20 protein-coding genes are annotated in these 26,249 nt (G+C 44.7%); 12 read left to right on the top strand and 8 right to left on the bottom strand.

Annotated features, from left to right (window positions below; genetic code table 11):
- Positions 1 to 258: 258 nt before the first annotated feature.
- The 9 genes from Q0852_RS06060 to Q0852_RS06020 all read left to right on the top strand — a co-directional run bounded on the left by Q0852_RS06060 (position 259) and on the right by Q0852_RS06020 (position 11,027).
- Complete coding sequence (locus Q0852_RS06060; protein ID WP_299015609.1) at positions 259 to 2,436, top strand: FUSC family protein; 2,178 nt, start codon at positions 259 to 261, stop codon at positions 2,434 to 2,436.
- Between the two features lie 56 nt (positions 2,437 to 2,492).
- Positions 2,493 to 4,127 (top strand): TolC family protein, encoded by a 1,635-nt coding sequence (locus Q0852_RS06055; RefSeq protein ID WP_299015606.1) that lies wholly within the window; start codon positions 2,493 to 2,495, stop codon positions 4,125 to 4,127.
- 5 nt (positions 4,128 to 4,132) lie between these two features.
- Positions 4,133 to 4,336, top strand: coding sequence for a DUF1656 domain-containing protein (locus tag Q0852_RS06050; RefSeq protein ID WP_299015601.1), 204 nt, complete (start codon positions 4,133 to 4,135; stop codon positions 4,334 to 4,336).
- Positions 4,337 to 4,353: 17 nt separating this feature from the next.
- Complete coding sequence (locus Q0852_RS06045) at positions 4,354 to 5,241, top strand: HlyD family secretion protein (RefSeq protein ID WP_299015597.1); 888 nt, start codon at positions 4,354 to 4,356, stop codon at positions 5,239 to 5,241.
- 15 nt (positions 5,242 to 5,256) lie between these two features.
- Entirely contained in the window at positions 5,257 to 5,928 is a 672-nt protein-coding gene (locus Q0852_RS06040; protein WP_299015310.1) for a potassium channel family protein, read from the top strand.
- Positions 5,921 to 7,048, top strand: coding sequence for an AI-2E family transporter (locus tag Q0852_RS06035; protein ID WP_299015308.1), 1,128 nt, complete (start codon positions 5,921 to 5,923; stop codon positions 7,046 to 7,048). Before Q0852_RS06040 ends, Q0852_RS06035 begins: the two co-directional genes overlap by 8 nt.
- Before the next feature lie 213 nt (positions 7,049 to 7,261).
- Positions 7,262 to 8,215 (top strand): NAD(P)-dependent oxidoreductase, encoded by a 954-nt coding sequence (locus tag Q0852_RS06030; RefSeq protein WP_299015305.1) that lies wholly within the window; start codon positions 7,262 to 7,264, stop codon positions 8,213 to 8,215.
- A 183-nt stretch (positions 8,216 to 8,398) separates the two neighbouring features.
- Positions 8,399 to 9,511, top strand: coding sequence for a GTPase (locus tag Q0852_RS06025; RefSeq protein ID WP_299015300.1), 1,113 nt, complete (start codon positions 8,399 to 8,401; stop codon positions 9,509 to 9,511).
- Positions 9,486 to 11,027: a GTPase gene (locus Q0852_RS06020; RefSeq protein WP_299015297.1), complete on the top strand. Its 1,542-nt coding sequence runs from the start codon at positions 9,486 to 9,488 to the stop codon at positions 11,025 to 11,027. The genes Q0852_RS06025 and Q0852_RS06020 overlap by 26 nt, the downstream gene beginning before the upstream one ends.
- Positions 11,028 to 11,235: 208 nt before the next feature.
- Here the strand turns inward: Q0852_RS06020 and Q0852_RS06015 are convergent, their stop codons facing one another.
- From Q0852_RS06015 to cra, 8 genes are all read right to left on the bottom strand, one after another.
- Entirely contained in the window at positions 11,236 to 13,146 is a 1,911-nt protein-coding gene (locus tag Q0852_RS06015; protein WP_299015294.1) for a methyl-accepting chemotaxis protein, read from the bottom strand.
- Between the two features lie 477 nt (positions 13,147 to 13,623).
- Complete coding sequence (locus Q0852_RS23945; protein WP_367278108.1) at positions 13,624 to 13,764, bottom strand: tetratricopeptide repeat protein; 141 nt, start codon at positions 13,762 to 13,764, stop codon at positions 13,624 to 13,626.
- 130 nt (positions 13,765 to 13,894) lie between these two features.
- Positions 13,895 to 14,728, bottom strand: coding sequence for a hypothetical protein (locus Q0852_RS06010; protein ID WP_299015291.1), 834 nt, complete (start codon positions 14,726 to 14,728; stop codon positions 13,895 to 13,897).
- On the bottom strand, positions 14,721 to 15,938 hold the full coding sequence (locus Q0852_RS06005) for a hypothetical protein (protein ID WP_299015288.1): 1,218 nt from the start codon (positions 15,936 to 15,938) through the stop codon (positions 14,721 to 14,723). The genes Q0852_RS06010 and Q0852_RS06005 overlap by 8 nt, the downstream gene beginning before the upstream one ends.
- Positions 15,939 to 16,213: 275 nt before the next feature.
- Positions 16,214 to 16,783: a hypothetical protein gene (locus Q0852_RS06000; RefSeq protein WP_299015285.1), complete on the bottom strand. Its 570-nt coding sequence runs from the start codon at positions 16,781 to 16,783 to the stop codon at positions 16,214 to 16,216.
- Positions 16,780 to 19,086, bottom strand: a complete 2,307-nt coding sequence (locus Q0852_RS05995; RefSeq protein WP_299015283.1) for a hypothetical protein — start codon at positions 19,084 to 19,086, stop codon at positions 16,780 to 16,782. Before Q0852_RS05995 ends, Q0852_RS06000 begins: the two co-directional genes overlap by 4 nt.
- Before the next feature lie 9 nt (positions 19,087 to 19,095).
- Positions 19,096 to 20,373: a hypothetical protein gene (locus Q0852_RS05990; protein WP_299015281.1), complete on the bottom strand. Its 1,278-nt coding sequence runs from the start codon at positions 20,371 to 20,373 to the stop codon at positions 19,096 to 19,098.
- 754 nt (positions 20,374 to 21,127) lie between these two features.
- The gene (cra, locus tag Q0852_RS05985) at positions 21,128 to 22,111 is read right to left on the bottom strand and encodes a catabolite repressor/activator (RefSeq protein WP_299015277.1); all 984 of its coding nucleotides are present in this window, start codon (positions 22,109 to 22,111) and stop codon (positions 21,128 to 21,130) included.
- 280 nt (positions 22,112 to 22,391) lie between these two features.
- Here cra and fruB point away from each other — a divergent pair, with 280 nt between their 5' ends.
- Genes fruB through fruA form a run of 3 tightly spaced genes read left to right on the top strand, consistent with a single transcriptional unit; the run spans position 22,392 to position 26,230 of the window.
- On the top strand, positions 22,392 to 23,510 hold the full coding sequence (gene fruB / locus Q0852_RS05980; RefSeq protein ID WP_299015275.1) for a fused PTS fructose transporter subunit IIA/HPr protein: 1,119 nt from the start codon (positions 22,392 to 22,394) through the stop codon (positions 23,508 to 23,510).
- A complete protein-coding gene (gene pfkB, locus Q0852_RS05975; RefSeq protein WP_299015273.1) occupies positions 23,510 to 24,469 on the top strand; it encodes a 1-phosphofructokinase in 960 nt (319 codons plus the stop codon). Before fruB ends, pfkB begins: the two co-directional genes overlap by 1 nt.
- Before the next feature lie 21 nt (positions 24,470 to 24,490).
- Entirely contained in the window at positions 24,491 to 26,230 is a 1,740-nt protein-coding gene (fruA, locus tag Q0852_RS05970; protein ID WP_299015270.1) for a PTS fructose transporter subunit IIBC, read from the top strand.
- The last annotated feature ends 19 nt before the right edge of the window (positions 26,231 to 26,249 follow it).

The following is a 26,249-nucleotide window of genomic DNA, read 5'->3' as shown; positions in this document are numbered from 1 at the left end:
ATCAGCCTGCCTGAGAACATTTTATTGATGCTTCCGGTAGGCTTTTTTTTATCAGGAAGATAAATCCCTTTCCTTCACTTAGCTGCGTTACAACTAAGACACTTTCTCACCTTATTACCCAGTATCTTCACCTAGTCTAATTATTTAACCTGTAGTTAGTCTGAGAAGCTAATGGCCGATAACAAAGCACAGTTTTTGCCGCAATTGGCACGAGACTTTTCTTCACTTTATCCCGGAAAATGGCTGTTTCCTTTTTGCCTGAGCGAAAAGTTCAAGTTCGCCTGCAGAGTCGCTATTAGTTTAACTCTGGCTTTTTTAATACCTATGGCTTTAGGTTGGCCACAGGCTTCAACTGCGGCCACAACAGTGATGCTGATTGCTTCAACCGGCAGTCGTAGAGAGTCACTTGCTAAAGGGACACTCAGGGTAATGGGAACCATTGTTGGTGCGATTATCGGCCTTGTATTAGTTGGTGCCTTTGCTCAGGACCGATTGCTTTACATGCTGGCAGTCTCGCTGGCTGTGACTGCCGTTTTCTATATCCGTAATGCTTACCTGGCAGATCCGACCCTGTTCATGCTCACCGGGGTGATGATCCTGATGATGTTCAACGGCGGTGAACCGGAAGGGGCCTTTATTTACGGTCTTGACCGCACTTATATGACTATATTCGGTGTGGTGGTTTATACCCTTGTCGGTATCTTTATTTTTCCGCCACAGGTCGAACAAAACCTTCGTCAGCTCGCCGATAGCCTTAGCAGAATCCAGAGTCAGTTGTTTTTACAGATCACTCGGACTTGTGCGGATGTTTCAGAGCAAGAAAGTGAATTAACGGAAGGAGGTGGGCCGTCTCAATCGGAAGCCGATATTCCCGTACTGGTTGGAAAAATGTATGCCGCGCAGGAAGCACTGGAAGCCCGTTATAGAAGCATCAGTGCTGAATGTAGTGATATCTCATCCTATAAATCTGAATGGGATCATGTACTGTATTACTACCGAAAATTAACCGAATTGCTGGTATTTGCCACGCGTGAACATCAGCATCTGGCGGAGAAATCTTCAACGTTTATTGATAATTACCAGCTACAAATCGATGAAATAACCCGCTTATATCAACAGATACCGCAGGGGTGGGAGAGCAGCTCACCGGTTAGTGAACAAGAAACGCCCTCGGTTGCGTACTCGTCGGCAAAACTCGAAGTTGCCACGCACCTGGAACGAGGGGCTGCTATTACTATGGGGTATTTACTGGATAATATCCGTGAAAAGCTGGAGCGACTCTACAGTAGTGTCTGTTGTATTGATTCAGTAACAGGTCGGATGCAGCATCACGAAGATCTGGTGGAAAAAGAAGCCCGGTTTAACTGGTGGGACGCCGAAAATGCCAAATCTGCTGTTAAAGCGTTTTTTATCTATTGGCTGACGGGAGTGATTTGGATTTTATTTAACCCGCCTGGTGGTTATAACTTGGTGGTATTTAGTACTCTGTTTGCTTCAATCCTTTCATTTATGCCGCTTCACCCGGTGATGCTGTTTATATTGTTTACTCTCGGGTTCATCTTTTCCGTGCCTGCTTATGTTTTTCTGTTGCCACAATTAACACTTGGTTCAGAGCTGGCAGTGTTTATTTTCACTTATACCTTTGTCGGGTTTTATTTATTAAAAGGGCCGATCACCATCTTTTTCCTGATAGGCATGTTTACGTTAGGAATCGATAACAACATGGTTTATCACTTCGGTATAACCATCACCATAGTGATGTTATTTTACCTTACCGTATTCATGGTTATTTTTTCCTACTATTTTCCTTTCTCTTCAAGGCCAGAACATCTTTTGTTGGTAATGAAGGAGCGTTATTTCCGACATGTCTACAGCGTCATTGTCGGGTTTCAAATGAGGAAAAAAAGCAGGTGGGAACAGTGGTTATTAAGGTGGCACCTGATAACAATGAAGGCGACGGTTAAAAAGCTGGCCTTATGGTCTGGCAAGGTCAATGTTGATTATTGTGACTTGGTTACTGCGCAGCAGCTCAAAGATTTTTGTCATCAGTGTGAAGTACTTAGTCATCACTTATTTATTTTGTCTGCGGCTGAGTCTCGTCTGAGTAAAAACCGATTGGTCTCCATAGCCCGAGAACAATATCAGGATAAAGTCATTCCTGAAATCGCCTTTGGACTGGCTGAGCAGAATGTCTCAAATTCGAGTAATAGTGATGTTGAGCAATATATTACTGATGAAAAAAACAGTTATCGTCTGCTGGAAAATCAACTGGATAGTTTTTTGGAAAATATTGAATGGTCGGATTATTCAAAATCAGACATAGCCGGTTTCTATATTTACCTAAACTTGAAAAAAAATATTTTCCAGTCGCTGATTAAATGCAAAGTTGCCAGTGAGGCAATTTATTGGCAGCAACTAAATCAGAATCGTTTTTAGGGGGAACAGTGCAAAAAGTGAGGTCGCCTTTTGTTGCGTTGTTCTCTTTATTGTTGATGACCGGATGCACGGTACTGGGGCCGGAGTTTGAGGGGGTGGAACCTGTCAAATTACCGAATGGCTGGAATAAAGATACAGAAACTGACACCAGTTGGAAAACCGCTCGCTGGTGGCTTCAGTTTCAGGATCAGGTTTTAAACCGTCTGGTCGAAGAGGCTGCGAAACAAAACCTGGATCTGGAATCGGCCGGACTGAGAATTCTGCAGGCGAGGGCGGCTTTAGGTGTTGCCGACTCATTTAATTATCCTCAGGCGCAAACTTTCTCCGGAAATTTAGCCAAAATCTACCAAAATGAAAATACATTCGACAATGCCACACTGAATTTCGATGCCGGGTGGGAGCTGGATGTATGGGGAAAATTCGCCCGTGGTGTTGAATCGGCTGAAGCCAGTCTTTATGCCACCATTGCGTCTTATCACGACATTATGGTGAGCATTACGGCTGAAGTGGCCAGAAATTATGTGAACTACCGGACTTTTCAGGAAAGAGTACTGTTATCTGAACGCAATATTGAAATTCAGGAGCGGGTGGTGGAGATCACCGAAGCACAATTTGCTTCCGGAAACGTCACCGAGCTGGATGTGCAGCAGGCGAAAACACAGCTTTATAACACCAAATCTGCGCTTCCGTCGCTGAGGATTGGCATGATGCAGTCAAGAAATGCTCTGGCTGTACTTCTGGGCACCTTGCCAGACGAGATCGAGCCGATGCTGGCCTCAACACTGATTGATGTCAAAATCAAAGCCTTTGATCAGAAGTATGAGCGTAAGCAGATGAAGCAGCAGTTTGATGTTTACGATCGTCACTCCCTTATTCCTCGTCCGCCACTGGTCAGTACAACTGTCGATGCCTCGCTGGTATTAAGACGGCCAGATTTACAGCTGGCAGAGCTTCAGGCTCATGCACAAAGTGCCCGGATAGGTATCGCCGAAGCAGAATTTTATCCACGGTTTTCATTGTTCGGGGCCATAGGGATCAACAGCACGGTGCCAGCAGGTAATGAGTTCAGTTTTAGTGATTCGCTGACTTTGTCATTAGGCCCTGCTTTTTCCTGGAATGTGTTTCAGTACGGTCGGGTTGAAAACAACGTCCGCCTTGAGGATGCCGTCTTTCAGGAAATCCTGACTAACTACAACAAACGGGTGTTACTTGCTGTTCAGGAAGTCAGCAATGCGCTTGAAGCTTACCAGCTAAACAGTCTGCAAAAGGAGTTGGCATTCAGCTCAGTCAGTGCTTCTATCCGGGCATTTAACATCTCTCTGACTCAGTATGAAAATGGCCAAATTACGTTTGAACGCCTGCTCAGTTCGGTCGAGAAGATGACCCGAAGTGAAGATGCTTACGCTCAGGTTAAAGGTAATGTCGCCAATCAGGTGATTACACTTTATAAGTCTCTAGGTGGTGGGTGGGAAGCCAATACGGGGAAGCCGTTTGTACGGGAAGATGTCGCAGAGCAAATGAAAGCCAGAACAGACTGGGAAAATATGTTGGATGATCCGGTACTGCCGTCATTGTCTCCGGATAACGTCGTGACAGCCCCATGGGTTTTCGGCAAGCCTAAGGCAGCTTCGACCGAAGAGACGGAAAAGGAAGACGGATCAGAACCTCCGGCTGAGCAGGGAGAGCCATGATGGATATGCCTCATGAGATGGCCATTGGGGATGTGTATTTTTCGCCGTTGTTGCTGGTGGTGATTTATGCGGTGATTGCGACCTGGGTGACCGTTGTGATTCTGAATAAAATCCGGCTGTCTCGACTGATTGCCTTTCCGTCGTTGATGTTTCTGGCCATCACCATGTTTTATGTGGTGGCGATTGATGCCTTTTTCCTGCGGTTTTAGGTGTGAAGATGAAGAAGATAAAAAAGCTATTCGTTATCGCGCTTAATGTCCTGATTATTGGCGGGGCGGTATGGCTGGGTTATCAGAAATTCGAAGAGTATTTTAATAACCCATGGACGCGAAACGGCCAGGTCAGGGCTAATGTTATCAAGGTTGCCCCAAGGGTTTCCGGGCCAGTGGTTTATGTGGCGGTGAATGATAACCAGTTTGTGCGCAAAGGAGATCTCCTGTTCCAGATTGATGACAGCACATATGAGGTCGCACTGTCACAGGCCGAAGCCTCTCTGGAGCGGGCTGTCGTTAGCTCCCGCGGTAAGAAAATTGAGTATGAACGGCTGCTGGATATCAGGGCGCGCGATAAAGGTGCAGTGTCGCTCAAAGATCTGACTCGGCGGCAAATTGCGTATGAAGAGTCATTGCTGCAAATAAAAGTTTCCGAGCAGCAGCTGAATGCGGCAAAACTGAATATGGCGTTTACCCGGGTTTATGCCTCAGTAGACGGATATGTCTCGAATCTGGATATTAAAGAAGGTACACAGGCGGTGGCGAATCAGCCTCTGCTGGCTTTGGTTGATGTAAACAGTTTCTGGGTGTTTGGTTATTTTCGAGAAAGCCAGCTGGAAAACATAAGCATCGGCGATGTGGCAAAGGTAACGCTGATGGCTTATCCGGAACAGCCGATTGAGGCGGTCGTTGATTCGCTGGGCTGGGGAATTGCACCTAAAGACGGGACGGTTGGTTATAATCTGCTGCCGAACGTGAATCCGGTTTTTCAGTGGATTCGACTGGCGCAGCGGATCCCGGTGCGGATATCACTGAAAGATCTGCCGGACGGCATTGATCTGAGATTTGGGCTGACGGCATCCATTATGGTGATGGCGGATGAGACTCAGAACCGTGAGTGAGGCTGAAGATGGATTATGGGCAATAAAATCAGTGAAAAGAATAACTTCTATTATCTGACTTTAGCATTGATTATTTTGCTGATCAGTTCTTCTTTTCAGCAGGTATTGACCAGCGGTTTGCTCGATCTGCTTTTGCAGTTTGTCACCGTATTGAATTTTATTGTCTGTCTGGTGAGCCTGCGATTTGACAAAAAGTGGTATCGATTTCTGATTGCTCTGTTTGTCTGCTGGCTGGTTGTGGCTGTAGGCCGGCAACTGATGGGTATAAAGCAGATAGATGTGGTGATGCTGCTGCTTACCTTCACTTTTTTCCTTGGCACTTTTGCTTCGATTTTCCGACAAATTCTGATGACGGGCAGTATTGATACCAATAAAGTCATCGGCTCTTTGGCGCTGTTTTTGTTGCTCGGATTGATGTGGGCGATTCTTTACCTGCTGATCCTTGAATTTTCCCCCGACGCGTTTACAGGCATGACTCAGTTGCCTTGGGGCGACAATTTCTCTAATGCCGCCTATTTTAGTTTTGTCACCCTGACAACATTAGGGTATGGCGATATCAGCCCTGTTTCACCGGTTGCTCAGGTGGTTGTGTATTTAGAAGCCATCGTGGGTGTGTTCTATATGGCCATTGTTGTGGCCAGTCTGGTTGGCGCAAGCCAAAGTCATCAGGATAAGAACAATGGATAACAAACTTGAAAAGCATCAAAGCAAGATCTTTGTTAACAATATGGTCGAATCCTCGATTCGGATTGGCTTATTGTTTGTGTTGGTTGTCTGGACTTACGATATTATCAAGCCATTTATTATTCCCGTTCTGTGGGGCGCAATTATTGCAGTAGCTTTGATGCCGCTGACGATGAAGCTGGAGCGGGCTCTTAATGGTAAGCGAGGGCTGGCGGCCACCATTCTGGCTTTGCTGGGAATTACTTTGCTGGTGGCACCTTTCGTGATTGTATCCGGCTCAATATACGAGGCTGTTGCACGAATGACCGAGATATTGCAGGAGGGCAATGTCAAACTTCCGGGGCCGACACCACGTGTGGCTGAAATTCCTTTGATTGGCGACAAGCTGTATGAAGTCTGGGCGTTGTTCTCGTCTAACCTTGAAAGCGCGATGCAGAAATACCTGCCGGAGATTAAGGGTGCCGTCAGTGCTTTTGCCGGTTTGCTGGGTAGCAGCTTAGCTTCGCTGGTTATGTTTATTATTTCGCTATTAATTGCAGCCGGATTCATGGCTCATGCTGAAGCGATGTCAAAGGCAGTACAGAATCTGTCGGTTCGCATTGTCGGCAGGCATGGTGAAGAGTGGGCGAATTTGATTGCTGCCACTATTCGTAGTGTTTTACTCGGGGTAGTGGGTGTCGCGTTTATTCAGTCCTTGCTTGTTGGTTCGGCTTTTTTCGTTTTTGGTGTACCTGCGGCAGGGTTATTAACGCTTGTTGTGTTTATTTTTGGTATTGCTCAGTTACCTGTAACCTTGGTGGCATTACCCGTTATTGCCTATGTATTTTCAGTTCAGGATACGACACCGGCGACCATTTTTACCGTGTGGGTACTTGTGGCCGGTTTGTCTGATAATGTGCTGAAACCCATGCTAATGGGGCGGGGAGTCTCAATACCGATGCCTGTGATTTTGTTTGGTGCTATCGGGGGGATGATTACCGCCGGAATTATCGGTCTGTTTCTCGGTGCCGTTGTTTTGGCAATTTGGTATGAACTGTTTAATACCTGGCTTAAGCTGGAGCAATTTGAACCGGAAGAGGTACCGGCAGGAGATAAAGCTCAGGCTGAAGCTTCATCGAAGTAATCTACGTGGTGTAATAGGTGCATCCGGCCGGGTAATGCCCGGTCTCTTTAGTTGCGTTTGGTTTTCGTTAATTCGCTTAGCTCGTGTGGTAAATACGGATGATCGATACGAATAATAGATATCTGAATATTTGCTCTATACTGAATCGAAGGAGTGACGTTAAGTGATTGACGTAAAAAAATGGATATTCAGGCCAAAGGGAGTAAAGTCGCAATGGAAACCATCTTTGATAAGGCAAGAAGGTTGATTAATCGGTTAGAAGTGATCACTGGCACGTTTAGGTTGTCGAAAGTAAAACCGGATGAACCGAATAACAGCCCACCGCTCACGGATAAACACAGCGCACTTGAGAACAAAACCGTTTTTATCAGTGGTGGCTCCAGAGGGATCGGTTTTGCTATTGCCAAGCGTTGTGCTGAAGCCGGAGCAACTGTCATCATTGCGGCGAAAACAACTGAACCTCATCCGAAGCTCCCCGGCACCATTTACACCGCAGCTGATGAAATTAATGCGGTGGGCAAAGGCAAAGCAATTCCAGTTGTACTAGATATTCGTGATGAAGAGGCGATAAAAGAAGCTGTCGATGCTGTCTGTCAGGAGACAGGAAGAATCGATGTTGTGATCAATAATGCCAGCTGTATTAATCTGCAAAATACAGAAAATACGCCGGCTAAAAAATTCGATCTGATTTTTTCTATTAATGTTCGCGGGACGTACTTATTAACTCAGGCTTGTCTGCCTTACCTGAGAAAGTCCGATAATCCGCATATTCTTACTCTTTCCCCGCCAATCAACCTTAAGCCTGAGTGGTTCAAAAACTACGGGGCGTATACAACGTCAAAATACGCCATGTCGATGCTGGCGCTGACTTTTTCGGAAGAGTTTAAAACTTACAATATTGCTGCCAATGCCTTGTGGCCTAAAACGGCAATTGCGACATCAGCGATCCTGAACATGAAAGAGGGGAAATGGTTGAAAGATCGTTCTCGCCACCCGGAAATCATGGCTGATGCCTGTTATGAAATTATTACCCGGGACGCCAGAGAATGCAGCGGCAACTTCTTTATTGACGAAGAGGTTCTCAAGCATCAGGGGATGACGGACTTTTCTCATTACGCCTGTCAGCCCGGAGCCAGCCTGCAGCGTGATTTGTTCCTGAACGGCTAAACTGACGGCAACAGCGGTTAACTTTGAACTTAATTGATCACTGAGCAGCGAATAAGATCAGTAGGTAGGGAGCCGCTTTAATATTTCGGCTTTAATATTCAGAGTGTTATTGTCAGTTGTTTGACCTGGGGTTCAAATAGTTGTGGGTATATTGGTGCACAGGAGCAAAAGGGGCCACTGGTAATGCAGCAATTTTTCAAGACGATCTATCAGTACATCAGTCCACCGGAAAGCCCGGATATTGAGCCTGCAGTTTCTCAGTGGCAGGCTCATTTGCCAACGCTATGGTTGCTGGGGAAAACCGGCGCGGGGAAATCTTCTCTGATTCAGTCGTTAACCGGTAATACGGTCATTGATATCGGTAATGGTTTTCAGCCCTGTACTCCTACCGCCATGAGCTACATTTATCCTCAATCCAACCCTTTGCTTTGTTTCCTTGATACCCGGGGACTGTCTGAAGCTGACTATGATCCCCAGGAAGATATTGCCGCCTGTCAGAATCGAAGCCATGCCTTATTGGTTGTTATGAAAGCCGAAGAGCCGGAGCAGAGCGATATCATTAAGGCGTTGGAGCAAATTCGCGGTACAGGTCAGATAAAGCAGGTACTGGTTGTTCATACCGGTGTGATGTCGATTGCTAATGCTGATGAAAGGAAAAATGCCATTGCTTACAACCAGTCTCAGGTTGAAAGCGCCTGGAAAGGGGAGGTGCCGTCAGTAGCGGTTGATTTTGCCCATACGCCGGAACCGGCTGGATTGGATGTCCTTAAATCATCGCTGGGGGAGATGCTGCCGATTTTATTTTTGCTGATGGAGGAAGAAGAGCATCACAACCGCGAAGAAGCGAATTTCAACAAGTTGAAACGGGAAGTGATCTGGTATGCAGGTATCGCGGGAGCTTCGGATGCGATACCGGTTGTCGGGTTGGTGTCTGTGCCTGCAATTCAGGGCAAGATGCTTCATAGCTTAGCAAATCATTACGGGATTGAATGGAACTGGCAACGTTTCAGTGAATTTACCGGATTACTCGGTTCCAGTTTTGCCTTTCAGTACGCCTCTAAACTGGGGTTGCGACAGTTGGTAAAGATCATTCCTGTATATGGCCAGACCATCGGTAGTGCCTCAGCGGTTGCCATCAGTTTTGGTTCAACTTATGGAATTGGTCGGGCAGCATGTATGTATTTGTATCACCTGAATAAAGAGGAGCCAGTGTCGAGTCAGGATATCAGGCAGGCATTTGAGCAGGCTTTCACTCATACAAAGGAGCGACATGAAAAAAACACGCGGCGGGATTAATTTTCTTACTGAGCTGTCCGGCGGCATTGTACCGTTGTTTCTCGCTTTGCTGGTGATACCAACTCTGATGTTGGCAATTGTAGGCGCGGTGACCTTAGTGCAGCTGGGCGGATGGTTGTGGTTTGCGCTGCTGTTAGCTCTCTCTTCACTCATTGTATCCATTCCTTATCTTTATCTGGTCAGGCAGAGAAAAGCAGAAAAGCTGGTACTTGAAGCTTTGCCCGGTTATCAGGTGAAGCCATCAGGGCAATGGAGTGACTTCGATAACAAGGTGTGGGACGAGCTGAACCTGCGCATTGAGACTCTGCTGGCGTTAAATTCTGAGTGGGGGATGATGCGCCCCCATGCCTTTCAGCTTGTTGCTGATGCCGCCGGTTATTATTTTCCTGATAAAGCCGATAAAGAGCTAGCTTTTACTGCTCCTGAATTTTTATTGATGGTGGAAGAGGTGAGCCATCGTTACCGTCATTTTCTGTTAGAGCATGTACCTTTTGCTGAGAGAGTCCGGTTACGGACGCTGGTTAAGGGCTATGAGCAAAAAGACAAGATAGGCGTTGCTAAACAGGCTTACGATATTTACCGGGTGTTCAGGGCGATGACGCCCGCCGGATTAATTGCTGAAGCCCGCGGCCAGATCCTCGGGCGGATTTTTGAGGATATAAGTGAAGAGGTTCAGGGCCAGTTAAAACGGGTACTGCTACAGGAAGTGGTGGCTGTAGCTATCGATCTTTACAGCGGACGCTTTGCTGCAAGAGAGAGTGAACTCGGCAAAAGTCAGGTTTTAGCTGATGATCAATTAAGGTTTGCGGTTGAAATTGAGCCGCTGTGGATTGCGGTGGTGGGGCAGGTCAGCGCCGGTAAGTCATCACTGATAAACGCTATTTCGGGAAATATGGTGGCAGAGGTGCATGTGTTGCCTTCGACTGATGAGGTAACAGTACATCGTTGTGAATTCGATGGGATCGACTTGGTGCATTTGGTTGATCTTCCCGGCATTGACGGAAACCTGAAAACCGCAGAGTTACTTATAGATCAAATGACTAACAGTGATTTGATCTTTTGGGTTGTTAAAGCGAACCAACCGGCTAGAAAGCTGGATGTTGAGTTACGAAAACAGCTGGATACTTTTTATCAGGATGAAAAACACAGAAAGCGGAAAAGACCGATGATTCTGGCTCTGGTGAACCAGATTGACAGGTTAAAACCGACAGAAGAGTGGGCCCCGCCGTATGATATTGTTCAGCCGAAGTCAGCGAAAGCAGAGGTGATCCGCGCTGCTTTGGAATATAACCGTCAGCAATTAATTCCGGATGAGATCATGGCGGTTGCCGTGCTTGAAGGGCAACCGGATTACAACATTGAACACATTGTCGAATTTTTACTGGAGAACTATCCGGATGGGGTAAATACGCAGTTAAACCGTCGTCGGATAGAGCATAAGAGTGCAGCGCTCGGTGATCAGATCACAAGGTTATACCGGTTGGTCGAGCGCGCATTCAAAGAGTTTCAGAAATAGATATAAACAGCTTAAGCATTAATTAATCTTACAGTTCTGCTACACCATCCAACTCGCTTTTGGACAGAAGTGAGTTAGTGATTTTACTAATTTAGAGAGTTATCAATTAGTACATTTAAGTATGGAAAAATGGCAGGACTCGTTTGCAAGACAGATATTATCAGGATTAGCAAAAGCTAACCCTGATAATTTTTTATCATATCTAATACTAATTCAGTTTGAATTTACTCACTATCATCGATAACTGAGTATTAGCGGTTGCCAACATCTGGCTGTTTTCCAGATTCAGTCGACCACTTTCGGCCAGAGTATCTGCCATGTGGCGGATAGATGTCATATTCTTGCTGATCTCTTCCGATACCGAGCTTTGCTGCTCTGCCGCTGTGGCAATTTCTGTCGCCAGGTTATTCACTTCATTAATCGAGCTAGCCACCTGATCAAGATCGGTATTAACCTGCTCAGTATTCGTCGAGGTTTGATGACAGCTGTCTTTGATAACGTTCATATTGCTAACCAACACATCAGCCCCTGAAGTCAGCTTCTTCAGCATCTGCTCAATTTCTGATGTACTCTGCTGAGTACGTCCCGCTAAGGCGCGTACTTCATCAGCAACCACAGCAAAGCCTCGTCCCTGCTCACCTGCACGTGCAGCTTCAATTGCCGCGTTCAACGCCAGCAAGTTGGTCTGATCTGCAATCTCACCAATCACTTTTAGCACACTGGCAATATCAGTAATATGGACGTTCATATCACTAATACTTTCACCCATCAAATCAACATCATTGGCTAATGCCGAAACTGAACCTACTGCATTAATGACACTACCTTTAGATTCCTTCGCACGATCATTGATACTGTGAAGGTGAGATGAAGCATCCGCAGCATTCGTCGAAACATTCTCTGCCGTACTGCTCATTTCATTAATGGCCGTCACGACCTGATCAGTTTCATCAACATGTGCCTGCAATACGTTGGCATTCTGTTCAGACTGCAGCCTCAAGTCTTCGACGCTGGCCGAAATATGGCTGGTTGCCTGCGATACCTCCAGCATCATCTGTTGTAAATTAGCAATAAAAATATTCACACTTTCAGCGATCTGACCAAGATCATCTTCACTAGTCACTTCAAGACGGCGGGTTAAATCACCTGTACCAGCAGAAAGATCCACGACGGTTTCTTTAAGTGCTGTAATTGGTCTGTAAAGTTGGTTCAGTACAGCAAATACAATTGTTAAGGAAATAAGCAAAATAACAACAGATGTTGTCACTGCTTCTTTGAAGGCTTTATTGACATCAGCATATACAACTGATTTGTTTACACCGACATACAAGTACCACTTGCTACCATCAACCAATGATATATTTGAGAAGTAGGCACGCTTTTCCACACCATTCCACTGGTAATCCTCTGCGCCCGTTCCCCGTTCAACCATTACTCTTGCCAGCCCAGGTAACCTGAATGCAGATCCAAGATCATCACTAGAATCAGTTGATGCTAACTTCACGAAATCTTCGCTCAGGATCAAAGCAACAGCGCCAGGAAAATCAACCCGATTTATTGACTCATTAAGACTGTTTAATGAAAGATCACCAACAATAACGCCTTTTTTATTACTGCTAATCGGCATTGCAATACTGATCATAAGGTTATTGGTTGTCACATCCGTATAGATATCCGTCAAGATAGTTCCATTTTCGGCAAGCGCCTCCTGATACCAATTTCTGGTACGAGGATCAAAATTATTGATATCAAAAACGCCATCATGACCGCCAGAATCACCATAAGCACGGCCATCACTATAACCAGCGGTAAAACCGGAGTAACCCGCAGCTCGGGTAATTATCTGGGCAACATCAACATATTCTTGTTCTGAATGCTCTTCGGCATAAAACATCTTGGTGGACTCTAATGCGTCAGTCGCTTTTTTCATCGAAAGCTCGACTTCATGCCTCGCATTCTCAACAATCAAGCGTGATTTATTTTCAATAGCGGCAATTTTATCCGCTTTAAATTTGCTATACGCCATCCAGTTCGTAATAGATAAAGAAATCGTAACCAATGTCGCAACGGTCAAAATAACTCGTTGCTTAAAACCTAAGTTATATAAAGATATGTTCATATTATTCTATTTTAATCAATCATATGGATTAACAGCACTCACACAGGCAAATCCACACATTGCGCATTTTGCTTTACGAGGGTAAGTGCTAACCATATTGACTGAGCTTCTTATTCATTAAAGGAGTTTTTTCTGAGTGCAATATACTCATCCCGACCTGATATAACCACCAAAATATGTATGTAACTCAAACCTTTGCTCAGATGTTGTTCACAGCATTGCCTTACTTATATCAATCAGGGTTAGTAAGCATTCAGTCTTGATATGACATGCCATTTCAATGATCATGCTAGCACGCCTCTGGACATTTTCGTGTTAAGGCTTCCTTACTCTGAGTAACCAAGCTTGTGGCACAGCCTCAAAATGAAGATATTATTTCGAGACTGACCAACAGGACAAACAAATCAAAAAAAGGTCACAAAATGCGACTTACTAATCACTTAACTCATCGGTAACTATGAAAATTAATGTTACGGGTTAATTTATTCTTTTAAAAACAAACTTCGGAATTCTTCCTTCTTTGTTTGTTGCTTGCATGCGCTTTATATATTTTCGATAATAACTTTTCGCCAAGTCAAATTCACCTAATTTCCAGTATGAATCAGCGATATTTAGCATTAACACTGTTCTATGCAGGGATGGCGACTTTTTAAGTGGTCGCCATTTTCATATGTGGTAGTTGTAATTGGTTAGTTATTACGAAAAACGATTCAAGTAGACAATATGATTAGAATTAATTGCCTGTAAATTAATTCTTGCATAACTCATTCATAATGAGATTGTCTTTTTTATAGACACTTATCGTGTTATTAATAGTGTTTACTGAATACTTATATGTTCCATTTTTAAACTCAAACAAATTAGTATAATCGTTGTTTATACGTTTTGTTTCATCTAAAGTTAGCTCTTTATTATGGATGGTTCCATATTGATAGCTTAAGCTTAAAGTGTATGGGTTCCAACATAGGTTTAGGATCTTATTCTTATTCAGCGAACAATAATAAACCGCCTTGTCAGCATCATCGCATATCTTTAAGTTTTGAATTTCTGCTTGATAGTCTATAGCTAAATAACTCTCATCATTTATTAGTTTATTAAGTGGGGTTATATTGATGTTTGGTTTTTCTTTGCTGAAATGACCAAGTAAGATTAGATCCTCTTGATTAGTAATGCCGTTAAAACTCTCTTTAGATAATGTGATGTTCCCATATTCAATGGAGCCAATTCCTTTATATTTAAGCTGTCCGTGATCGTGATGCAGTTCAATGTTGCCAATATATTCAAATTTCCCTAATGCATTTAAAAAAAAGAATTGGTTGCTGATATTACCTCTGTCATTTATCACAGATATTGAAGTTATTAAATCCGTTATTTTTCTAGATGTTACGTTGCCGCACCCTATTGTTAGAGTTCGTTTGAAATAATTGTTCTTGTAGGCAATATTGAGATTGCATAATGGCTCACCATCAGCAATGTATGGCTCTATATCATATGACATTACTGTATCATCAATACCTTGAGCTATTGATGGATTATAAAGGCTAGAAACAAGCAAGCTCACCCAAAATAACGTTTTATACATGTTTTATTCCTTCTAATTTACCTTTTGCTAAGTTGACTGTTGATGTGTTGTTTCTATACCATCTAGAATTAGAAATGGAGCTATCTTCAAATTTGAAGTTTTTGAAACTATTATCTCCCCAACTAACGGTATTGCAGCGAATAACTCGTGATAATGACAGTAGTGCTTTATTTCGTTCGAAAACATGGTTGTATCCGCCATTTACTGCAATCGTAACCTTAAGGAAATCATTTGCTTTTGCAAAGTTACTAATATCTCCCCAAGCAGAACCAAAACGCCAGAACCATAATGCAGAATAAAGTGAATGATGAAGGTCTGATGATAATTTAATGACATGGTTATCAGTCATTGTTGCCACATCCATTTTTCGCCAATACTTGGCATAATTATCTTTATGCGTAACTTGAATAATTCCTCGTCCATGATAAAAGTTGCCGCCACGATAATTGTTCCATCCAGAAGGAATGCTGCCATTATTATTTCGATATTCTTCAGTTGTTTTAAAATTGTTTGACTCAATAAGAGCTTGTGCTAAAAAATGGATTTTATCTAAGCAGGTATTAACACCAAAAGCATCCATAGCAGCATTAAGCTTGTCAAGGAAAAGCTGTGAAGAAATATTTTTCATCGTACTGTAGGAAGATTGCTCAAATAAACCATTTCTAACTCTTTGTGGAGAAAGAATCGCTTCTAAGTGTACTAGAGTTAATGGAGAACCACATATACACGTTGAATTATTACCCAAAGGCCACCAATTCCAGACCTCTTTGCTTAAGTTCAGGCTGGGCGAATCTTGAATCCAGACAAGGTTATCCATTCGTGTTTTTTCATGTTCAATGAGCGCGGGAAAATCGGGATGTATAAACCTGTCGATCAGCTTATTCAAAAACGACCTTTCTTCGGCTTTGGCGTACCACTCACTGTTGTGTTTGGCGACTATTTGTTTTGCACTATCCCAAGGTGTGAGGTTGTTTCGCATATCTAAGCCAGAGACTTGTTCCTCATCGTCGGTGGGCGAAATCAGGTTTGACAATAGCTTGAAAAAATCGGACGGCGAATCAATATCAAAATATTCTTCATCGCCGTCGTTATTTTCGAGAAACTGTAGCTGTGCTGCCGCCTCTTCCCCGAAGAATTTCTTCAGAAAGAAGAGGGGCGGTTTCGCTAACGAGAACAGCTCAAAATGAATTTGATGGCGGGTTTCTTTCACCCCGTCGTCGCTGTCAATTTGTGCCGCATCAAACTGTCCAAGGTAGCCAATCGGTTCGCCTGCTTCAACAAAGCCCCTAAAGTGGCATTTTTAACGACCTTTTACGAATCATAATGCCACGCAAAACAACGATACCATTAACCCATCAGCCGTTAACCCTTGTTTATTTAAGTTTGTGGCACAGCCTCAAAATGAAAATATTATTTCGAGGCTGACCAATGGGATAAACAAATCAAAAAAGGTCACAAAATACGCTCATGCCCCCAAATTCCGGTTCATATTTCTATTTTGGTTTTATAATCAAATCTATGCTTGTATCTATATAGTTCAAAGAAATTACTAGTCACTTCCATTTGACACTCTTGTGAAAATATATTCTCACCGTTTTTGTAAACATCTAAAAATGCATTATCTAGCTCATTAGAGCCAAATTTAGAACTAGTTAACACATATTGAAAACTCCCATTGTTAAACTTTAACTTATTCGTATTAAACCATGCGACACCATTATCATGAGCAAATTGCTTACTCATATCATTAATAATCAGGGTGAATTTGTTAATTGGAGATACTTTATTTTCAGGATACTCAAGCTCTACATTATTAATACTTCCGTATCGATACTGAACATATCCGTCATTAGGAGTAAAATATCCTTCTTGTGGATAGGTTATTGATCCACAAACAGATACGACTTTACTGTTTTTCAACTTGCAACTAAAATAGACATCTTCACTCACCAAACATAATGTACCTTGACTTAAGCTTTCAGAAACATTAGCCAGTGAAACACTACCGCTTACCAAATACCCCAGAAATGAGATCAAAATCATTCTAACTTTCATGAAACAACCTTTCCATCCCATAGTTTTTTAAAGTTATCCTTGCGTAACTGCCGACTACGTGTGCCATAATTAACTATATCTGTTATTTTATCTACTGCACTACTTGAAGCTTCTTCTGCCAACTCATAACATCGCTTACCTTCATTGTTTTTTGTGTTTAGCCAGAACCATGCCGCAGATCTCGCTGCAAATTTTGCATTATTTATCACATTAGGGGTAATTATAAAATCCAATCGTTCATCAGACCACTTATTCTGATTTGTCGCATGCCAGTCATTGAATGCACTATAATTAATCCTACCTGTTAGGTGCTTCAAACCACGCCCCCTATACTTCCACCCATCTCCACTATCATAATCTCCATTTCCATTTCGATTAGAATAAGAAGCATTAGCTATATAAATATTATCCTGTAATGAAAATCTATTACCATCTTGTTTATATGGCTTATTCCCTGGCATGTAACCATGCTTTTTCGCCTTTTGGGGATTATTCCTAAAATAAGAAAATGTACTTATTAAAGATGAACTAGAATACATGAAATCATTTTCTTCTAGTTTCAGGGTTGGCCCGGTTTCTTGCAGTATCTGCGCAAAAAAATGGGTACGTCTTAGCGGTGTATCCAGCTTATAAAAATCAATATGGGCATTTAACTCATCCGCAATCGCTTGCAGCTCCGATGCTTTACTTGTCGCGACTTCTGGATAGAGTCGCTTCATCACATCAAGGGTAAATTCATATCTCCCCATATCTTTACCCACAGGCCACCAATTCCAGATCTCTTTGCTTAAGTTCAGGCTGGGCGCATCTTGAATCCAGACAAGGTTATCCATTCGCGTTTTTTCATGTTCAATGAGCGCGGGAAAATCGGGATGTATAAACCTGTCGATCAGCTTATTCAAAAACGACCTTTCTTCGGCTTTGCCGTACCACTCACTGTTGTGTTTGGCGACTATTTGTTTTGCACTATCCCAAGGCGTGAGGTTGTTTCGCATATCTAAGCCAGAGACTTGTTCCTCATCGTCGGTGGGCGAAATCAGGTTTGACAATAGCTTGAAAAAATCGGACGGCGAATCAATATCAAAATATTCTTCATCGCCGTCGTTATTTTCGAGAAACTGTAGCTGTGCTGCCGCCTCTTCCCCGAAGAATTTCTTCAGAAAGAAGAGGGGCGGTTTCGCTAACGAGAACAGCTCAAAATGAATTTGATGGCGGGTTTCTTTCACCCCGTCGTCGCTGTCAATTTGTGCTGCATCAAACTGACCAAGGTAGCCAATCGGATCGCCTGCTTTGATTCTGACCTTGCTCGTTGGTGTTATCAGGCTATCTAAATCAACCAGCTCCTGATTGGTGATAGTAATATTTTCAGCTTCTACACACACCCACGCTGTTTTAGTGGGTGTTTCATCCAGCAATTCACATTTTGCCATTTGCCGCGCGCGGTTATTAATGTCTTGCAGGGCATTGTCTTTGTGCATGTGGAAACGAATACGGCTTCCAGCAGGTATTTGATACTGCCTTTCCCCTGCCAGTAGACATCCTGAATCCCCCCTCTGGGTTGCGTGCGGATCTTTTCGCCCACTGATCGCGGTTTTTAGCTTCGCTTCGGTTTTGTCATACACCCATTGCGGGCTTGGTGTTTCTTTTAGATATTTCTTAAACAGATCGTTTTCTGCACTTTTTTCAATGGCGATCCATACCTTAGTACCGTCTGCAATCTCAGTGGATGCATTGTGCTCACCTTTATCAACCACGGTAAATTCGGCAAATTTATAGCGGTTACCGGACAAATAACCACTGACAATGGCGGAAGTGGTTCGCTCTAAAATAGCCTCTTTATTTAGCGGTAATGTGCGTGTCTGCCCGTCATAAGGCGGCGGGGAAAAACGTACGTTCCGCTCTTCTGTTAACTGATAACGTGGTGGTTCGCCTGATGAGCGTGGTTTTAAATGCATATACAGCGAGTAAAACGTAAACGAACTGCTGTTTTCATCTTTGATTTGGTGCTTGAGCAAACAGAACCCATTACTGTATGAGAGCGTTTCGTTTTTAAAAGTCGAGGTTTGATATTCCGATCCCATACGAAACGCCACCACTTCGCCGTCTGCAATGGCACGCACGGGGTGCTTATGTTTCACCCATGGTGCATTCTTTTCAGTGATATGAAGGCCACCGTGCCAACAGTGGTTCGATGGGTTGAAACCAAATTGCCCTTTGGTTTCCTGTTTTAGCTGATTTTCCAATTCGGCTTGATCGCTAAAATTGGTGCCGTCAGCCTTCGGGATTATAGATACAAATTTCATAATGACCTGTTAGCCAGAAAAGGTAAATGGGGCGGATTGACAATGTTTTGTCTGCGCAACGTTCACAACAGGAAATGTAGGTGTCAATTGGCTTGAAGAATGTAGCGCGACTACCTGGGAGGCAAGCATCCGTTGCCAGTATTGATAGTGGAGATTCCCAAATGGAGCTACGGTATAAGGAGGCTTCAATGGAGGTAACGTACTTTTTGTTTTCATTGTGCTTTGTTGGTTCTTATTCGATACCACTGAAAGCACATCGCCTAATTTTAGTGCCATTGGATCGTCATCAAAACTTGGGTTTAAATCCAGTAGCCCTTTTGCCGTAAGGTTGTATTTAGGTGCAATATCGCTCCACCATTCGCTCGCTGAATTATCATCTTTCATCGCGACGACATGGTAACTAGGCTCGGAAGCAGCGTCATCGGCCTCGCTTTCGTCTTCTTTTTCACGTGGCATTATTGGCAATGAACGGGAAGCTACAATCTTTTCGATGTCCAATGCACAACCGTGCTCATCTAACCAACTTAGTGTGATCTCACCAAGCTGTTGGTTTGACATCTTTTCTTGTGAGTACAGGATGTGTTGCCTTGCTACAATTTGCTCCTTACGTTTCCATGGCAGCAATATGACCGTTTGCCAATGTGGAAAGAGAAGCTGATCTGAAATTTTCGCCGCGGTAGATGCGGTCACTTGAAAAGCCAGGCACCCTTTACCTAGCAGTCGGTATTCATGAATAAGCTCGCCATCAATAAAGTGATAAAAGAATCCTTCCGCGGGCCATCCTAATAGCTGCCCAACCTGAACGGCGGGCTTTATCGGAATGAACGATTCTTTGGCGACAGATGTTCCTTTTTCTGATGGCATAACATCTTGAACCCGAAGAGCACTGTTCACGCCAATAATAAAGGAGTGATGAAGTGTTTTCGGTTCGTTTTCCATCACTGAGCAAGTAAATAGAACATGACCCGTTTCGTGGTGTAGCTTCTGTTTCCATGAGGCGACAGAATTTTCATTCTGGGTTTTTCCCAGCGCAAACATCTGAATGCCAGAGAGCTGTAATTCTTCTTCTGTGCAAGCAATTTCTACGGTGTATTCAAATTGCGCCTCTGGCTCAGCCGTTTCTTTTACTTTTACTTTTGGTAAGGGCTGGTTGGTTTCAGGGACATAGGTTTCTCGTAAATGAAGGGGAGTGAACGCAGCATTCACAAAATGCTTCGGTTTTGTGATTTCGCGGTCGCGATCCCACCCCCATTCGTTTATGCCTTCACTATAACTCTGCTTAGTCATCTTGCTGGTTTTAATTGCATGATTTTATGGTAATAATACATTATTTATCATTAGGTGTGGTGACTGAAGGGGTGGTGAAAATGGCTAATTTAATAGTGATAATAACTATTGAGAAACGCAGCTTTATGTCGAGATGAATATTTGATGGGTGAGGCGCTTTTGAACTGGTTTTCCTAGCCCGATTTTTCTAAAAGGGGCGTTGGAAATTTCACAGACTTAGAGTGATCGCCCTAAGTCGCTCAGGGAAAGAGGCGAGTTAGCAGAGATTCAGCTGGCACACATCGGGACAAACATGATCTAGATTTTTGGCGGGAAGTTGCCCACTTCAGAACAGTCCAGTTTGTGCATATGAGATAGAAAACCTGATTAGATTACGAGACATCCAGAACAAAAAGAGGAGCACACTTATAGTGTACTTCTTTTTGAGTCATCAGCTATCAACATTGGTGACTTAACTACATTATCTCAGTGCTCCTTATAGAACATTTTCGCTAATAGCAAAGGCACAATTTACTTCGTTGTTTTGGTTTCATCATTAAGAACAGCCTTTAGCTGTGCAAGGGTGTCACGCGCATCTTCTGAAATTACCACCGCAGTATCAAGGGTGTTGTAATCTACTTTGATAGTGGTGTCGTCTACCCGACAAAGGCGACTTAGAGCAACCTGTCAGATCCGATTACATCGTGATTTTGGAACTGACAGATTGAGCCCTGACCAATCCAATTAAAGCGTATTCATCTCAGGGCATCTGGTGTTAGCGATGTTTTATTTTCCGCGGAACTACTTCCACACCCGTTCTGTAGCGTCCGGCTGTTGCGTTGAGTGCCAGTTCGAGAGCATTTTCGGCAATAAATTCAAACTGCTGTGGCAGTGACTGAATTCGGATTGGCAGAAAGTCCAGCAGGCGGTTGTCACCGAAGGTTGCCAGTTGCGTTTTTTGCATTAGTTCCGGGTTGGCAAGCAAGCAATCCAGCACGCCTTCAAACAGGGTATAGGAGGTTGCCAGAATAGCATCCGGCATCGTGCCTTCGTTAATCCATTGCTGAACCATTTCTTGTCCCTGAGCTTGACTGAAGTGTTCACCATAGGACACCAGTGTGCTTATCTCTGGCTGTTTGGCTTGAATCGCGGCGAGGAATCCCTGTTCACGTTCTTTTGATACGCCCAGCTCAGGTACAGCACCAACCAGGCCGATGCTGTTAATACCTTTATTGATCAGGCTTTGGGTCAGTTCGAAAGCGCCATCCAAATCTTCACTGATCACACTGGCAAAGACCTCATCATCCATCGCACGGTCGAGAGCGATAACGGGAACGCCGCTAGCCTGGATCTTTTTGTAAAAAGGGTGATCCGGCGGCAGGGCACTCGCAACCAGCAGGGCATCAATTCGGCGGCTGAGTAAAGTATCAGCTACTTTCATCTCGGTTTCGGCATTATCGTCCGAGCAGGAGATAATGAGTTGATAGCCGGCTTTACGGGCATCCCGCTCCAGTAACTTGGCCAGCTTGGCATAACTGCTGTTTTCGAGATCAGGAATGATCAGGCCGAAAGAACGGCTGCTGCCTGCACGAAGGGATGTCGCGGCATGATCAGGCCGAAAGTTAAACTCATTAACGACAGCCATGACTTTTTGTTGTGTCTTTTCACTGATCCGGTATTTAGCGGCCTTGCCGTTAATAACGTAGCTGGCGGTCGTTCTCGACACCCCGGCCAGTTTTGCAATTTCATCTAACTTCATTCTGGTTTTTTCTCGATCCCAACAGAATTGTGCGGCGGATCATATATTGGCAAATGATCTGATACGGAACAATTGCAATGTTAGCTGAAACCATTCAGCATGTCAGCTGAAAGGTTTCAGCAAAGCAAATAAAACCGAATGGGTTTTGCTGGAGCTTTTATTTTCAGCTTTTGCTGAATCGATTCAGTAAAGCTGATTTAAACTAATTTTAGGTGTGTAGGGAAAGGTAAAAGACAGAGCGAAAGTGCTTTTGCCGCATCAACCGGATACTGGAGAGGGTATGTTGTCACTATCAACCAATGATATTCAGCTGAGGCAGTCAGCAGCTGACAAACAAGAAGCGATTAAGGCTCTGGCGACAGGGTTGGAACAGCAGGGGCTTGTTGAGACTGGCTACGTTAATGGAATGCTGGCTCGTGAAAATCAGAATTCCACTTTTCTGGGTAACGGTATCGCCATTCCGCACGGGTCGACAGATACTCGAGGCCTGGTAAAGCAGACCGGTGTCCGTGTTCATCATTTTCCGCAAGGGGTAGATTGGGGGGATGGTAAAACCGCTTATCTGGCAATCGGTATTGCGGCTAAATCCGATGAGCACCTTGGCATCCTCAAGCAGCTGACCAAAGTGCTTTCAAGTGACGGCGTTGAAGCGAAACTTCAGCAGAGCAATAGTGCTGATGAACTGATTAAGATTCTGAACGGTGAATCACAGCTTGAAGCAGATTTTGATACGACTTTGGTTCAGCAGGACTTTCCTGCAACCGATTTGGTTCAGCTGATTGCTGTTGCAGCCGGCCTAATCAAGAACCGTCAGGCCGCAGGTAATGTCAGTGTTGCTGATGCGATTGCTTCAGGGGCGACTTATCTCGGTCAGGGGTTATGGTTAGCGAAAACGGGCAAAGATGTGACTAAGACGACCCTTTCTTTTGTTACCCCACAAGTACCGTTTGTTGAACAGGGCAACCCGGTAAAAGGTTTGCTGATGGTTGCAGCGTGTAACGGCTCCCATATTAACAACATCAACTACCTGACGCAGCTGTTGTATAAGCAGCAGGCAGGCAAGCTGTTTGCGGGAGATGCTGACAAGGTTGTGACTTTGCTGACCCAGGAGCTGGTTGAGGGTAATTCCGAAATTTTCAAAATCCGTAATCCTCATGGTCTTCATGCGCGTCCGGGCGCAATGCTGGTGAGTGTGGCTAAGAAGTTCGAATCAAACATTCTGGTTGCCAATCTTAACGGTGACGGTAAAGCCGTAAATGCCAAGAGCCTGATGAAGGTGATTGCTTTGGGTGTGAAACAGGGGCACGAACTGGAATTTACAGCAAATGGTGCGGATGCAGATCAGGCACTTCAGGCCATCGGACAGGCTATCACAGATGGCTTGGGTGAGGGTAAGTAATGAGTAAAAACGAAATGCCAAAAGTTGTCACTGTCACCTTAAATCCGGCACTGGATCTGACCGGGAACTTGAATGCCTTAACAGCAGGCACCGTAAACCTGGTGGAAAAAGGTAGCCTGCACCCGGCAGGTAAAGGGGTGAATGTTGCCAAGGTGCTGGCAGAGCTGGGTGCCGATGTAACGGTAACCGGTTTACTGGGCGCAGATAATCAGGAGCCATTCTGCCAGTTATTCGAAGAGCTTGGTGTAACAGATAAATTTGTTCGTGTGCGTGGGGCCAGCCGAATTAATGTCAAGCTGGTGGAAGCCAGCGGTCAGGTCAGCGATATCAACTTCCCTGGTGTGACTGTATCTGAGCAGGATGTCGCTAACTTTGAGCAGACTCTGTTTGAACTGGCAGAAAGCCATGATGTGTTTGTTATCGCAGGCAGCCTGCCTGCCGGGCTCTCCCCTGAGCAGTGCGCAGGCTGGGTGGCGCGGTTGCAGCAGCAAGGAAAGTTTGTCTTTTTCGACAGCAGTAAAGCTGCATTGGCTGCAGGCCTGAATGCGGTGCCGTGGCTGGTTAAGCCGAATGATGAGGAATTGTCAGACTGGGCTGGTCGTAAGTTAGAAACAGAACAGGAATTGATCGAAGCGGCGGAACAGCTGGCCGACAAAGGCATCGCGAACGTTGTGGTGTCATTGGGCGCAGAAGGTGTGATGTGGCTCGACAGTGAAGGCTGGCTGGGTTCTCGCCCGCCAAAAATGAATGTGGTGAGTACCGTTGGTGCAGGTGACACTTTGGTTGCCGGGATGTGCTGGGGGAAACTCAAGAACTGGACCAAACAAGAGACACTCAGTTTTGCCACTGCACTTTCGGCGTTAGCTGTAAGTCAGGTGGGGGTCGGCGTTGAGGATATCGATGCAGTACTGACCGTAAAAGAAAGTGTCCTAATCTCAAATCAAAGTGTGAAGAGTTAATTCGGATCAGAGGGTATCAAGATGAAAATCGCAGTTGTAACAGCTTGCCCTAGCGGTATTGCAAATAGTGTTATTGCTGCCGGCTTAATGGAAAAAGCCGCAGCGGAATTGAAATGGACGGCAGACATCGAGTGCCAGTCAACGGTAATGCCGGTTAAGGCATTGACATCGGCTCAGATCAACGATGCTGATTACATCGTTATTGCGGCAAACACTGACGTCGATACCTGCCGTTTTAAAGGAAAGATGGTTTATCAGTCGTCGATTGATGCATGCCTGACTGATCCGAAAGCATTTCTGGAAAAGGCGGTTGTTGAAGCGACTCTGTTGAGCGAAGTTAAAGAAGTCACTTCTGTAACTGCTACCGGTACCAAGAAAATTGTTGCTATTACAGCCTGTCCTACCGGCGTAGCTCACACTTTCATGGCTGCTGAAGCGCTGGAAGATGAAGGCAAGCGTCAGGGACATGAAATCAAGGTTGAAACCCGCGGATCTGTAGGGGCGAAAAACCAGCTGACAGCAGAGGAAATCGCGGCGGCAGATCTGGTTGTGATTGCTGCTGATATTGAAGTGGATTTATCTCGCTTTGACGGTAAGAAACTGTATAAAACCAGCACCGGTTTGGCATTGAAGAAAACAAGCCAGGAACTGGAGAAAGCGTTTGCAACAGCAACGGTTTATCAGCATCAGGGAAGCGCATCTTCTAGTGCTGAAGATCAGAAGAAAGAAAAGACTGGTGCATACAAGCACCTGATGACGGGTGTGTCTCACATGCTGCCACTTGTTGTGGCGGGTGGTCTGGCAATTGCTCTGTCTTTTGTCTTCGGTATCGAAGCATTTAAAGAAGAGGGCACACTGGCTGCGGCGCTGATGACTATCGGTGGTGGTTCGGCATTTGCCTTGATGGTACCAGTTCTGGCCGGTTTTATTGCATTCTCGATTGCAGATCGTCCTGGTCTGGCTCCGGGTCTGATCGGCGGTATGCTGGCGAGTTCAACCGGTGCCGGTTTCCTTGGTGGTATCGTGGCGGGCTTCCTGGCTGGTTACAGCGCCAAGATGGTTGCTGATAATGTGAAGTTACCTCAGTCCATGGAAGCGCTGAAGCCAATTCTGATCATTCCTCTGGCATCTAGCCTGATCACCGGCCTTATCATGATTTATGTGGTTGGTGGCCCGGTATCTGCGGCGATGACAGGTCTGACAGAGTTCCTGAATAACATGGGTTCAGCCAATGCAGTATTGCTGGGTGTGATTCTGGGTAGCATGATGTGTTTCGATCTAGGTGGTCCGGTAAACAAAGCGGCATATACCTTTGGTGTTGGCCTGCTGGCATCTCAGACTTATGCGCCAATGGCTGCTGTAATGGCGGCGGGTATGGTCCCTGCGCTGGGTATGGGACTGGCGACATTCCTTGCCAAGCGTAAGTTTACTGAAAGTGAAAATGAAGCAGGCAAGGCATCATTTGTGCTTGGTTTGTGCTTTATCTCTGAAGGTGCAATTCCGTTTGCGGCACGTGATCCAATGCGAGTTATCCCAAGTTGTATGGCGGGTGGTGCTCTGACCGGTGCGCTTTCAATGTTGTTCGGTGCGAAGCTGATGGCACCTCACGGTGGTCTGTTTGTTTTGTTTATTCCGAATGCAATTACACCTGTACTGATGTATCTGGTTGCGATTGCGGCTGGTACGCTGGTTACCGGCGTGACATACGCTTTCCTGAAAAAATCCGATGAAGAGAAATTAGTAGCGGCAACTGCCAAGTAATAAAGTCAACGACAAGTCA

The organism is uncultured Photobacterium sp., from assembly GCF_947502415.1.
Taxonomy (GTDB): domain Bacteria; phylum Pseudomonadota; class Gammaproteobacteria; order Enterobacterales; family Vibrionaceae; genus Photobacterium.
This window is presented reverse-complemented; position numbering and strand designations above follow the sequence as displayed.